Below are 12,346 nucleotides of genomic sequence, written 5' to 3' on the forward strand. Positions count from 1 at the left end.
GTTTACGCTAATCTAGCGTTTTGGAAACTAGAAAGAGGGAGATCGAATGATCCTGAAAAAGCTCGCCGTACCGTTCGCAATCGCCGCCATCGCCGGTGCCGCCCATGCAGCAGCGCCAATGGCCAAAACCCAGGCGCCTGGCTTCTACCGCATGAATGTGGGTGACTTTGAGGTGAGCGTGCTGAACGACGGCACGATTGACCTGCCGATGGATCAACTGCTGCACCAGAAGCCGGAAAAAACCACCAAAACGCTGGAGCACAGCTTCCTGAAATCGCCGGTTGAAACTTCGGTCAACGCATTCCTGGTCAATACCGGCACGAAGCTGGTGCTGATCGATACCGGCGCCGGCGGCTTGTTCGGCCCGACCCTGGGCAATATCCTGAGCAGCCTGAAAGCGGCCGGGTACCAGCCGGAGCAGGTTGACGAGATCTACATCACCCACCTGCATGGCGACCACGTCGGCGGCCTCGGTGCGCAGGACAAGCCTGCCTTCCCGAATGCCGTGGTACGCATGGATAAACGCGATGCGGATTATTTCCTGAGCAAAGCCAACCTGGATAAGGCCAGCGCTGAGGCGAAGGACAATTTCCAGGGACCGATCAAGGCGGTGTCGGGCTATGCCGGCAAGGTGAAGCCGTTCGAGGGCAATACCGAACTGGTGCCTGGCGTGCGTTCGTCTTCGAGCTATGGGCATACACCGGGCCATACCACGTATGTGGTGGAGAGCAAAGGGCAGAAGCTGGTGCTGATTGGCGACTTGATGCACAACGCGGCGGTGCAGTTCCCGGATCCCGGCGTGACGATCCAGTTCGACAGCGACTCCAAGGCCGCGCTGGCGCAGCGCAAGGCAGCATTCGCCGAGGCGGCGAAGCAGGGCTACTGGATGGGCGCGGCGCATTTGCCGTTCCCGGGTGTGGGGCATTTGCGCGCTGAAGGGAAGGGGTATAAGTTCTTCCCGGTGAACTATTCGGCGAACCGCTAAACCGGTAGACCTGGGTCTGACCCACAGGGTCAGACCCGACCGGCGGCCGTTGCGTATCGGTACCCGACCCTTGAGTCGGACACCGGGTTACCGGTTTCAGGCCAGCGCCGGGTAGTCGGTATACCCCTCAGCCGCCGGCCCATAGAACAACTCCGGCCTCTGCGCATTCAACTCCGCGCCAGTCTGCAGTCGACGCGGCAGGTCTGGATTCGCAATGAAGTCCTTGCCCCACGCAATCGCATCCGCTCGGCCTTCAGCCAGCGCAGCCTGCGCACCCGCCACATCAAACTTCTCATTGGCGATGTAAACCCCGCCAAACTCACGCTTCAGCAACGGGCCCAATGAGTCATCGCCAACCGCCTCGCGTGCTGCGATGAACGCAATGCCACGCTTGCCCAGTTCACGCGCCACATAGCCGAAGGTCTCGGCCGGGTTCGAATCGGCCATGTCATGCGCGTCACGGCGTGGAGCCAGGTGCATGCCAACGCGATCCGCGCCCCAGACACCGATCACCGCATCGGTCACTTCCAGCATCAGGCGCGCACGGTTTTCGATGTTGCCGCCGTATTGGTCGTTACGCTGGTTGGTCGAGTCCTGCAGGAACTGGTCGAGCAGGTAGCCGTTGGCGCCGTGAATCTCGACGCCGTCGAAGCCCGCTTTCTTTGCGTTCTCGGCACCCTTGCGGTAAGCCTCTACGATGCCGGCGATTTCGGCGGTATCCAGTGCGCGCGGCACGGAATATGGGCGAGGAGGGCGCAGCAGGCTGACATTGCCTTTCGCAGCAATTGCGCTCGGCGCCACCGGGGCCTGGCCATCGAGCAGGCTTGGATCGGAGATCCGGCCCACGTGCCACAGCTGCAGCACGATTTTGCCGCCTTTGGCATGCACCGCTTCGGTAATCAGCTTCCAGCCTTCGACCTGCTCGTCGGACCAGATGCCCGGGGTGTTTTCATAGCCCACACCCTGCGGGGTGACTGAAGTGGCTTCGCTGATGATCAGGCCCGCGGAGGAACGCTGGGCGTAGTACTCGGCCATCAGGGCATTCGGCACGCGCTTGCCGCCGACGGCGCGCGAGCGGGTGAGGGGCGCCATGACGACACGGTTTTTCAGGGTCAGGGCGCCGATGGTGATGGGGTCGAACAAGGTGCTCATAAGGTATTCCTCTCATGCTCAATAAATTGCAGGATGACCTCCTCATTGCGCTTGAAGAAATTCCACTGGCCGACGCGCTGCACCGTCACCAGGCCTGCTTTCTGCAGGATGGTGAGGTGGCCGGAGACGGTCGATTGCGACAGGCCGGCCTGCTTGTCGATCATGCCCGCGCAGACGCCCAGCGACAGCGGAGCGAGCTGCTCGCTGAACCAGGCGTCCGGCTCTTTCAGCCAGGACAGGATCTGGCGCCGGACCGGATTGGCCAGGGCCTTGTGGATTGCATCAATGTCAATAGAGTCAGTCATATTTCGGTATTTCACGATAAGTATATCGGAAAAGTACGATGCGTATATCGGAGCGTAACGATGGAATTCAAGACTTGTTTTTATGCCAAGCGGTAGAGCACCAGTGCCAGCACGGCCGGCACGGTTTGCACGAAGATGATGCGTTTGCTGACGGTCAGGCCGCCCCAGATGCCTGCCACGGCCACGCACAGCAGGCCATAGGTGATGAAGGCGGAACGTACCGCCGGTTCGCCATGCAGCAGACCCACTGCCAGCGCCGCCACCAGGAAAGCGTTATAGCAGCCCTGGTTCGACATGGCCGGCTTGACGATGGCGGCCTTCTCCGCCGACAGGCCGAACACGCGGCGGCCGCGGGTATCGAAGAAGACGGTTTCCAGCAGCACGATATAGACGTGGATCAGCAGGACGATGACGACGGTGATCTGCGCGAACAGCAGCATTGTGTGGCTCCCTGAAAGTTTGGACCCCAATGATATACTGTCGGCCTTCTCCCGCGGGGACGACCTCGCCGCAAGTCCAGGGAGCCAGGCGGGGACGACCCCGTCATGACTTGGGAGAGCATCATGCATTGGATCGTCCTTTTACTCGCCGGCCTGCTGGAAGTCGTCTGGGCTGTCGGACTCAAATACACCGAAGGATTCACCAGGCTGGTGCCAAGCGCCGTGACGCTGGCCGCCATGGCCGGCAGCGTGGTCCTGCTTGGACTGGCGTTGCGCTCACTTCCGCTGGGGACTGCCTACGCCATCTGGACCGGCATCGGTACCGTGGGCACCGTCATCTGGGGCATCACGATGCTGAATGAGCCGGCCAGCGTTGCGCGCCTGGTGTGCATCGCGATGATCGTGCTCGGCATCGCGGGCCTGAAAGTCCTGTCGCCGCATTAATCGGTGCGGGCGCCAACGCCCGATTCATCCGACCAGCGCGCGTAGATGCGCGTCAGTTCGCCGCTGTCGCTCAGCTTCTTGACTGCAACGGCCAGCATTTGCGCTGCCTGCGGTGGCGCTTTTTTGCTCACCCACAGGAACATGGAATCCTCTTTCAGGACCGCAGGCATGAGCTTGACCTTGTCTCGCAGTTTCTGCTCGCGAATCAGCCAGTGCAGGGTCAATTCGTTCATATAGAAATAGCGCACGTGGCCGGCAACGATTTTGCGCAGATTGGTCACGTTGCTGCCGGTGCTGTCGTCGACGGTGATGCCGCGCGAGCGCAACTGGTCAATGTAGGCTGCGCCGCGCGAGGTTGTGACCAGCGGCTTGAGGCGCGCCAGGTCGTCCAGCGAATTGATCTCTGCCGTATCGTCGGCGGCTGCCGCCAGGCGTTGGCGCGAGATGTACAAAGGCTGCGGAACGGCGATAGCGATATGCCGGCGCAAGGGAGTGGAAACCAGGGCGCAGGCTATATCGGCATTGCCGAGGCGGAGATTCTGCTCGATCACCAGCACCGAGCGAATGTCGTCCAGGCCCGTGAAACGGATGCGCGGTTCAACGCGGGTGATGGCGGCAAGGATGTCGGGACAAACGCCGGTGGTGGGCCGGCCTTCCTGCTGGATCCATTTGGGCGGCAGGCTTTCCTGGCCGGTGACACGCAATACAAGGTCCCCGGGAGCTGCCGCCAAAGGCAGGGCCGCAAGCAGGAACGCACCCAACGCGGTAAGCGGGAATATTTTCATATTGTTGACCCCTTACCGCGATTCTAGAACTAATGGCTATCAGGCGAAAGAGTCACTTACTTTGGCGAGGTAGAACCATTCGGCGTTTGGCTTTGCATTGACGTCCGGGAACAACATATAGGCGTCGAATGGCGCCAGCACTGCGCTGCCATCGGCGCGCCGGCCGATTTCGTCGCCGACTGACAGTCGGTCAAAGCTGGACCAGGTGCGGCTGAAAGCATCGGCAGGATCCAGCTTGTCGTGCACTTCGACCATCGACAGGTATTCCATGTCTTCCAGCGCGATTGGCTGCGGCTTTGGCGCGTCGATCAGGCCGAAGTGGGCCAGGACGTTCATGATGGCGCGGTAGGCCACGTCCGGCGCGTGCGGATCGAAGTGCTGGCCGCATTCCAGGGTCAGGGCCATGCCGCCGGTGCTGCGCATGAATTCGGTGGTGCCGACGCCGTATTTCAGAACTGTCTGCACTTCGCTGTCGTCGCGCAGGCGGCGCTCTACGCCGGCGCCGTAGGTAGCCATCCAGCCGTCGACGAAGCGTTTGACGCCGAGGATGCGCGCCATGGCGCGTTCTTCGGCTTCGTGCCGGAATGGTTGCAGGGTGCCGTCGTTATTGCGCGGGCCGACCATCACGAAAGGCTGGCTCTGGGCGTTGAACGAGTGCAGGTCCAACAGGATTTCGTGCTGGCCGAGCAGGGGACACAGCCAGTTGGCGATGTGGTCTTCAAAGTCTTGCGGGTTTTCGGTCGGGAACAGGTTGCGGTTCAGGTTGCGGTCGCCGGAGCGCTGGTTTTTCTGGTATGCCAACGGATTGGTGATCGGCACGAAGGTCACGCTGCCGTTCAGGATGTGCAGTTCGCCTTTGTCCAGTTGCTCCATGACGCGCAGGATACCTTTGGTGCCGCAGGTTTCGTTGCCGTGCACGGCGCCGGTGATGATCAGGCGGCGGCCCTTGCCCTGGCCGGTGTAGTTGACAGATTTGAAATGCATTTTGCTGGCTTCGGTCATGCTGTTCCCTGGTGGCGAATGAGTGGCCAATATTTTATCGCAGGTACAATGCGCGCATGAATCGATCTTCCCGCGTCCATGGCCTGGATACTTTGCGCGCGCTGGCCATCATGCTGGTGTTTGCCAACCATTACATGTCCTTCGTCAGCCACGAGCCGACCTTCGGCTGGTTCAGCGAAATCGGCTGGGCCGGCGTGGACTTGTTCTTTGCGCTTTCCGGTTACCTGATTGGTAACCAGGTGTTTTCGGCCATGCGCGGGCCGGGCCTGTCGCTGCCGCATTTTTACGCGCGGCGTTTGCTGCGCACCTTGCCGGCTTACCTGGCGGTGCTGGCGCTGTACGCTTATTGGCCGTATTGGGCGGGCAATTCGCCGCATGCGCCGTGGTGGAAGTACCTGACCTTCACGCTGAATATCAACCTCAAGCCGGGGACGTTGTTTTCGCATGCATGGTCGCTGTGCGTGGAGGAGCAGTTCTACCTGCTGTTGCCGCCTATTGTGCTTGCCATCGCGGCGGTCACGCGGGCGGGCGCCTCCCGCAGGATCGCCCTGGTCCTTGGCTGGGCGGCGCTGTTGTCGGCCATTGCGGCGGGCATGTGGCTGCGGAACGGCTGGTGGCAGCCGGCCATGGACCTCGGCGAGCATGGTAGCCGCAGTTACTACACCCTGATCTACTACTCCACGCTGTCGCGCTTCGACGAACTGCTGGCCGGCGTTGCCTTGGCGATGCTGCGCAACTTCCACCCGGACCTGTGGCAGCGCCTGACCAGGCACGGAAACTGGATGCTGGCCGTCGGCGCAGCGCTGACGGCGCTGGTTTTCTGGTTGTTCCTCGAACACCACTTCAGCTGGGGCATGTCGGTCTTTGGCTATCCCTTCCTGGGCCTGGCCTTTGCGACCTTGCTGCTGGCCGCCCTGAGCGAAGGCTCGCTGCTGCACAGCACCCGTATTCCAGGCATGGGTGCGATTGCCGTCTGGTCTTATTCGATCTACCTGACCCACAAGCAGCTGTGCATCCTGCTGGCCGACCCCTGGGAGCCGGTCGACCTGGATTCGATCGCGCTCATGATCGCGGCCAGCGTCTTTGCCGGATGGCTGCTATATTTTGCGGTCGAAGCGCCGTTCATGCGTCTCCGCGAGCGCTTCATCCCGAATAACTTCAAACGGAGTTCGAATGAAGCGACTGTTGGCAGCGTCCCTGTTACTCCTTAGCGCGCAAGCATTCGCGCAGCCCGCAGCCGGGCCTTTCGCGCGCATGGTGGTGATCCAGCCGAAGCCGGGCCAAAGTACGGCCTTCGAGCAGGGCTACCAGCGCCACCTCGAATGGCACAAAGGCGCCAACGACCGCTGGACCTGGTATGGCTGGTCCTTCGTACTTGGCGAGCGGCTTGGCATGTTCATGGATGGCACGTTCGGTCACGCTGCGGCGAATTTCGACGCGGCCGTGCAGCCTGCAGGCGATGCAGCCGACAATGCTGCCAACGTCGTGCCGCATGCCGATTTCCTGAGCCATGGCGTATTCCGCCGGCTGGATACGGCCAGCGTCGGCCAGCCGCTGCCGGATGCTGCTCCCTTCCTGGCGATGGCTACCTACACAGTTGCTCCGGGGGAGGAGACGGCATTCGAGCGCCAGTTGGTGGCCGGCGCCACGGCGCCCGCGAACAGCGGACGGGCGGCGCCGAGGTTCACCTGGTACCGCTTGCAGATCGGGGGCGGCGGCGGCCAGTATGTGCTGATGCGCGCTGCGCCAGGCTTTGCCGCAGCGGCGGATTTGCCTGAAGTACTTCCGGCAGGGGCGAAAGCGCTGGTGCGCGCTGTCCGGACGGAATTGCTGCGCTACCGCGCCGACATGAGCTACATCCCTAAGGACTAGCTGCGCATCTCGATGATGTTGTCGTTCCGGGCGTCCGTCAGGAAGGCAAACAGCGCGCGCACGCGGGCCGGGGCCTCATAGCCGTCCGTTGCCTCGATGGCGCGGCGCAGGCCGGGTGCGGCTTCGATGATGTGCGGACTGCCGTACGCGCGAATCAGCAAGGCAGCCAATTGCGCCGCTTCGCGCTCGTGGTTCTGGCGCAGGCGGCGTTCGATCACGTCGATCAGCCCGCGCTGCATGCGCGGAGTGGGATTCTCGATATGGGCAAACACCAGCGGCGTATTGGCGATCGCTTCGCACATGCGGCGCTCGATATCGTCGGCCTTGGTATCGGAGGGGATGTCGAAATACGCGCCAGCCCACCGGGTACGCGCGTACTGGTGGCCGGGCGGGAAGGAGTCGGCGGTGTCGAAGCCGAGCGCGTGGCTCAGCCTCTTCAGCCAATCAAGGATGATGGAGCTCATGGCGCACATTGTACCGCCACTGCCCAGGCGACGTGCGACCCTGCTGGTATACTGCCTGACCGTCCCTGAGTGCCAGCAAGTGATTGCATTGGCAATATGAAGAGAAAATGAAGAACAGCCAGCTTGACCCGCTTGGTCCTATATGGACAGGCACCGCCACCGCCATCGCTGCGCTCTACGGCCTCTGGCCCGCCATGGACTGGCTTCGCGGGCCGGGGCAGCAAGGCGAGAAATGGTTTGTGCTCATGTTCCTGGGACCGATCATGTTCTTTGTCGTGACGCTTCCCGCCACTGCGATTCTTTGCATCATCTACAAGCGGATAGAAGAGGCGGGCAGGTACGTCGCCTCTCTGGTGCTGGTCAGCTTGTTCCTTGTCTTTGCGGGAGTGCCGGGGCTGCTAGGGCTGTCGGTGATCGCCGTCACCTTCCTTCTTGCATGGTCAACTGCGCGCAAAGATCAAAGGATTGCGCAAGAGCGTGATGACTTCGAGAGCGAAGGGGAACCACGCGAAGTTGAGATCAGCCCCGATTTTCTGGCGTCCTTCCCGGACCCATTGTGGAGCAGGTTTGACCTGGATGGTTGCAAAGCATTGTGGGCGATCGAAGGCGAACAGGATGGTGCACCCTACATGATCGTTGAAATAAGCCATGACCAGTTTGGCCTGATGGCTAGCGAGCACTCCACATCGACGACCACATTCTTCCTTGCCACCATACCCGCGTGGATTAGCGGTCGGCAGGTGACGTGGCGCCCCCCTGGCTACCACGCCTGGGCCGACAAAAAGTATGTCTACCTGGCCATGCCGTGCAAACAAGCCATGCCATCCAGCTGGAAGGCAACGCTGGCCAGTGCATTCCGCACGGCGGGCTCCCTCCAGCAAGCCAGTGCTGAAGCAGGGCGGCCACGTGCTGGATCCCGTCCCTATCGCGCCGTTGGCGGGGGCTTTGCAGTCCAGGCCTTGCGCTGCGCGATGTTGCTGGTATTTGCTTCATTCTTACTGTGGGGCGGGCTTGCTCCAATACTGGGACTGGTGGAGTTTTCGGCGGAATCTGTCAAGGTGGTGCCGGTGGCCTTCCTGGGGAGCCTGTTCTGCTTTGGTGGCGCCGGCTACTTTGGCTTACGGGCCCGCACCTGCTGGCTGCACGCATCCGGCTGACGATACTGCTGGCGGCCCTGGTGCCGCCAGCCCTTACACAGTGTGCGCTTCCTCGCCGAGGCGTCCGCCCCGGAAGTCCTCGACGGCCTGGAAGATCTCGGCCTGCGAGTTCATCACGAATGGGCCGTACTGCACGATCGGCTCATTCAGCGGCTTGCCCGACAACAGGATGAAACGGCTGTCAGGGCCAGCCTTGATGGTCACGCCATCGGCGCCTGCGTTGTTGGCCAGGATCGCCATGCTCTGCGCAGGAACCGCCTTGCCATCCACCGTGACCTCGCCGCGATAGGTGTAGATGAAGGCGTTATGGCCTGCGCGGATCGCCTGGTTGAATGCTTCGCCGGCAGGCAGTTCCACGTCGATGTACAGCGGTTCCGTCACTTCGCGCTGCACAGCGCCCGCCACGCCCTGGCTTTCACCGGCGATGACACGTACCGTGGCACCGTTTTCGGTCTTCACGACCGGGATTTCATCGGCCTGGAAGTCCTTGTACCAAGGCTGCTGCATCTTGTCCTTGGCGGGCAGGTTAAGCCACAGCTGGAAGCCTTCCATCAACCCTTCCGCCTGTTCCGGCATTTCTGAGTGGATCACGCCGCGGCCGGCCGTCATCCACTGCACGCCGCCGCTGGCCAGCAAACCTTCATTGCCGGCGCTGTCGCGGTGCCGCATGCGGCCAGTCAGCATATAGGTGACCGTTTCAAAGCCGCGGTGTGGGTGGTCGGGGAAGCCGGCGATGTAATCGTTGGCTTGCTCCGAGCCGAAATTGTCCAGCATCAGGAACGGGTCGAGGCGACGCTGCAGCGGCTGGGTCAACACGCGGTTGATTTTCACGCCAGCGCCATCCATCACGGCCTGGCCGCGGATAATCCGTTCCACTGTGCGGGTTTGGGCGATGTTGTCCATTTTTTTTCCTTTGTCAGTTATGCCAGCAGTTCTTCAACGCGTGCATCGGCAGCAGCTTTCTGCTGTGCGGCCACTTCCGGGCCGTAGCCCTGGCCTTCGATGAATACGTACTCCACGTCGGTCAGGCCGATGAATGCCAGGAACATCTTCAGGTGCGGGAACTGGGTATCAGTTGGCGCATCTTTGTGCATGCCGCCGCGCGAGGTGGCGACATAGACTTTTTTACCTTGCAGCAGGCCGAGCGGACCGTTTTCGGTGTACTTGAAGGTGACACCGGCGCGGGCAATCGCGTCGAACCAGGATTTCAGTTGCACCGTGATGCCGAAGTTGTACATCGGTGCGCCGAGCACGATCACGTCAGCAGCCTGCACCTGGGCGATCAGCGCATCATCCAGGGCCACGCGTGCAGCTTGTTCCGCGCTGCGTTGGCCGGCTGGGGTGAACAGGGCCTGCAGGGTGGATTCGTCCAGCACTGGATGCGGGTTGGCAGCCAGGTCGCGCACTTCGACGCTGGCGCCCGGATTGGCAGCCAGCAGCTTGTTCACGATATTGCTTGCTACGCGGGACGATTCGGAACCGGAGCTTTTTGCGCTGGAGTTGATTTGCAGGATGTTCATAGTGTACTTCCTTTCGGTATTCGGTTTAGTGCTGCGATGGAGTAACTATAGCGGTTCCATATTTGATCCAGAAGCCGTTAAAATGGATAACATTGTTCCATCAGTGGAACGGGGAGCCGTGAAATGACCGAAATTGACCCCAGCGACTTGCTGTTATTCGCCCGAATCGTGGAATTTGGCAGCTTGAGCCAGGTTTCCGAGCGCCTGCAATTGCCAAAATCGACAGTTTCCCGCCGCCTGACCCAGCTCGAGGCCCGGTTGGGCGAACGGTTGCTGACCCGTACCACCCGCAAGCTGGTGCTGACCGAATTTGGCGCCAGCCTGCTGGAACACGCGCGCCGGGTGGCAGAGGAAACCGAAGCTGCCGGCGCACTGGCGCAGCATCGCCAACAGGCGCCCAGCGGCCTGCTGCGAGTTTCGATGCCGGCCGATTTCGCCAACGTCTACCTGGCGACGATTCTGCCGGCCTTCATGGCCAAGTACCCGGGCATCAAGCTTGAGCTGGATTTGTCGCCGCGCCGGGTCGACCTGGTGGCGGAGAATTTCGACATCGCGATTCGTATGGGGGCATTGCCGGACGACGCCACGCTGGCAGCGCGCAAGGTGCTGATCTCATCCTGGGGCCTGTACGCCGCGCCGTCCTACACCGGGCTGCATGGCCTGCCGGAACACCCGGACGACCTGTTCAAGCATGAGTTGCTCAGCTTGCGGCCCATGGCCAATGGCCTGGTGCGTTGGTCGCTCACGCGCGGCAAGAACACCTGGGAGCGTGACTTGCCCGTACGCCTGATGGCCAATTCGCCGGAGCTGCTGACGCGCATGGCCGCCACCGGCTTGGGTATCGCGACCTGCACCACGCAGTTCGCGGCGCCGCTGGTAGCACGCGGCGAACTGGTACGCGTGCTGCCTGACTGGTGCTTCCCGGCGGTGACCGGCTGGGCTGTTTTCCCAGGCAGGCGCCTGATGCCGGCCAAGACGCGGGTCTTCCTGGATACGTTGGAAGCCAATTTCGCCAACCAGGCGCCTGCCAATTTCGCAGCAACTACTCTATGAGTGGTAAATTTATCTACATAGGCGACATCGAAGTGCAGGATTGCCAGTGTCACCAGCGCTGAAAGGACCGAGTAATGGCCAGTGAATACGCAACGCAGTTGTTTGCCGCAAGAGATGAGGGACGCTTCGCAGGGCTTGTGCGTTGATTTCTGCGCGGCTCGATCTTGGTGGGCGCATTCTGATTCAAGAATATAGCGCGCAGCGAGACGGCAAGCCTTGGCTCAAGGCTCATGCGGTCATTACGGTTGACGAGCAAACCTCAGGGCTTGGTCTTTTCTGGTTCGACAGCCTGGGATTCGTTCCCGCTGTGCCGGCGCCGGGCGAGTGGGATGAGCGCGCACTGCGGTTTGTGCGTACATCGTCGCGCGGGCAGACGCGTCACACCTATATGCCAACCGTCCAGCATCGTATGAGCTGGCATTGGAGAGTTCCGTTAACTCCGGCGATAGCTGGGTGCCTGTGATGGTGGGGCGCTATTCGCGCGCGGGTAGGCAAACCTCGATTTCGCCAACATGTGGCTTCATGGCCCGCTCATAAGCACTGGCCTGCCGCCCGTCCAGACCCGCCATAAATGCCCATATCAGAGACCGTAACTAATGCTAGTTAGGTCGTATTGACGGCAGTTCCTGTCACTTTCGGTATCGTTCGCAGAAGGTTGTTGCGCAAAATTATTGCAGAAGTGCAGCATTGGTATATATTTTTGTAATTGAATATATGCTAAAATTCTGCCCTTTTCGATAATTTATTAGGGTCAGAATTTTGCGCCGCCTTATCTGTCTGCTGCTTTCCATGTTTGCAATTCAAGCGCAAGCGAGCAACTGCGCGCTTGACGGCATCAAGCTGTTGGCGCTGGGCGCGGAAGATGGCCGCATCGTTCTGCAGATGCCTGACCGGGCGTTGCAGGAGGTGGCGGTGGGCGATGTGGTGCCTGGCACCGAGGCGCGGCTGACCAAGTTATTACAGTCGGCGGCGGTGTTCGAACTGCCGGGCGCGCAGGGTGGGGAAGGGCAGACCGTTCGGTTGCTTAAGAGCGGTGCGGTGCAGTGCTTCAAGGTAAGCGACGAGAAAAAAACCTTGCGCCGGGCACCGATGAAAATGGACGTCTTCCAGGTAGGTGAGCCAGCAAAAGGCGCATCCCAATCCGGCAAGAAACAAGACTGATCGGAT

15 protein-coding genes are annotated in these 12,346 nt (G+C 61.2%); 7 read left to right on the forward strand and 8 right to left on the reverse strand.

All coding sequences use genetic code 11. The features are described 5' to 3' along the window. The first annotated feature begins 46 nt into the window (after positions 1-46). A complete protein-coding gene (locus ASE26_RS21625) occupies positions 47-985 on the forward strand; it encodes an MBL fold metallo-hydrolase (RefSeq protein ID WP_057246915.1) in 939 nt (312 codons plus the stop codon). A 96-nt stretch (positions 986-1,081) separates the two neighbouring features. On the opposite strand, the gene ASE26_RS21630 is transcribed toward ASE26_RS21625, so the two are convergent. From ASE26_RS21630 to ASE26_RS21640, 3 genes are all read right to left on the reverse strand, one after another. Continuing rightward, complete coding sequence (locus ASE26_RS21630) at positions 1,082-2,137, reverse strand: alkene reductase (RefSeq protein ID WP_055926171.1); 1,056 nt, start codon at positions 2,135-2,137, stop codon at positions 1,082-1,084. After that, positions 2,134-2,442, reverse strand: coding sequence for a helix-turn-helix transcriptional regulator (locus tag ASE26_RS21635; protein WP_057246916.1), 309 nt, complete (start codon positions 2,440-2,442; stop codon positions 2,134-2,136). Before ASE26_RS21635 ends, ASE26_RS21630 begins: the two co-directional genes overlap by 4 nt. Positions 2,443-2,522: 80 nt before the next feature. Further along, positions 2,523-2,882: a DUF1304 domain-containing protein gene (locus tag ASE26_RS21640; protein ID WP_057246917.1), complete on the reverse strand. Its 360-nt coding sequence runs from the start codon at positions 2,880-2,882 to the stop codon at positions 2,523-2,525. Positions 2,883-3,005: 123 nt separating this feature from the next. Between ASE26_RS21640 and sugE the strand changes: the two genes are divergently transcribed. Continuing rightward, positions 3,006-3,326, forward strand: coding sequence for a quaternary ammonium compound efflux SMR transporter SugE (gene sugE / locus ASE26_RS21645; protein ID WP_055926277.1), 321 nt, complete (start codon positions 3,006-3,008; stop codon positions 3,324-3,326). Here sugE and ASE26_RS21650 read toward each other — a convergent pair. Both ASE26_RS21650 and ASE26_RS21655 read right to left on the reverse strand, forming a co-directional pair. Then, a complete protein-coding gene (locus ASE26_RS21650; protein WP_082507132.1) occupies positions 3,323-4,111 on the reverse strand; it encodes an ABC transporter substrate-binding protein in 789 nt (262 codons plus the stop codon). The two genes, sugE and ASE26_RS21650, sit on opposite strands and share 4 nt — an antisense overlap. A 39-nt stretch (positions 4,112-4,150) precedes the next feature. Continuing rightward, complete coding sequence (locus ASE26_RS21655; protein WP_373922427.1) at positions 4,151-5,095, reverse strand: succinylglutamate desuccinylase/aspartoacylase family protein; 945 nt, start codon at positions 5,093-5,095, stop codon at positions 4,151-4,153. Positions 5,096-5,169: 74 nt separating this feature from the next. Between ASE26_RS21655 and ASE26_RS21660 the strand changes: the two genes are divergently transcribed. Both ASE26_RS21660 and ASE26_RS21665 read left to right on the forward strand, forming a co-directional pair. Then, complete coding sequence (locus ASE26_RS21660) at positions 5,170-6,324, forward strand: acyltransferase (protein WP_055926185.1); 1,155 nt, start codon at positions 5,170-5,172, stop codon at positions 6,322-6,324. Then, positions 6,287-6,985, forward strand: a complete 699-nt coding sequence (locus tag ASE26_RS21665) for a hypothetical protein (RefSeq protein WP_156409980.1) — start codon at positions 6,287-6,289, stop codon at positions 6,983-6,985. Before ASE26_RS21660 ends, ASE26_RS21665 begins: the two co-directional genes overlap by 38 nt. Here ASE26_RS21665 and ASE26_RS21670 read toward each other — a convergent pair. Continuing rightward, a complete protein-coding gene (locus ASE26_RS21670; protein WP_055926280.1) occupies positions 6,982-7,449 on the reverse strand; it encodes a hypothetical protein in 468 nt (155 codons plus the stop codon). The two genes, ASE26_RS21665 and ASE26_RS21670, sit on opposite strands and share 4 nt — an antisense overlap. A gap of 107 nt (positions 7,450-7,556) precedes the next feature. Here ASE26_RS21670 and ASE26_RS21675 point away from each other — a divergent pair, with 107 nt between their 5' ends. Beyond that, on the forward strand, positions 7,557-8,606 hold the full coding sequence (locus tag ASE26_RS21675) for a hypothetical protein (protein WP_055926191.1): 1,050 nt from the start codon (positions 7,557-7,559) through the stop codon (positions 8,604-8,606). 33 nt (positions 8,607-8,639) lie between these two features. Here ASE26_RS21675 and ASE26_RS21680 read toward each other — a convergent pair whose 3' ends face one another. Both ASE26_RS21680 and ASE26_RS21685 read right to left on the reverse strand, forming a co-directional pair. Then, positions 8,640-9,509 carry a pirin family protein gene (locus ASE26_RS21680; RefSeq protein ID WP_055926195.1) on the reverse strand — a complete coding sequence of 290 codons (870 nt, stop codon included), beginning with the start codon at positions 9,507-9,509 and terminating at the stop codon, positions 8,640-8,642. Positions 9,510-9,526: 17 nt separating this feature from the next. Next, complete coding sequence (locus ASE26_RS21685; RefSeq protein WP_055926198.1) at positions 9,527-10,126, reverse strand: FMN-dependent NADH-azoreductase; 600 nt, start codon at positions 10,124-10,126, stop codon at positions 9,527-9,529. Positions 10,127-10,249: 123 nt separating this feature from the next. On the opposite strand from ASE26_RS21685, the gene ASE26_RS21690 reads away from it, so the two are divergent. Together ASE26_RS21690 and ASE26_RS21695 are read left to right on the forward strand one after the other, a co-directional pair. After that, a complete protein-coding gene (locus ASE26_RS21690) occupies positions 10,250-11,179 on the forward strand; it encodes a LysR family transcriptional regulator (protein ID WP_055926201.1) in 930 nt (309 codons plus the stop codon). 759 nt (positions 11,180-11,938) lie between these two features. After that, a complete protein-coding gene (locus ASE26_RS21695; protein WP_156397874.1) occupies positions 11,939-12,340 on the forward strand; it encodes a hypothetical protein in 402 nt (133 codons plus the stop codon). Positions 12,341-12,346 lie beyond the last annotated feature (6 nt).

Source organism: Duganella sp. Root198D2, from assembly GCF_001428585.1.
In the GTDB taxonomy this organism is placed as follows: Bacteria; Pseudomonadota; Gammaproteobacteria; order Burkholderiales; family Burkholderiaceae_D; genus Rugamonas.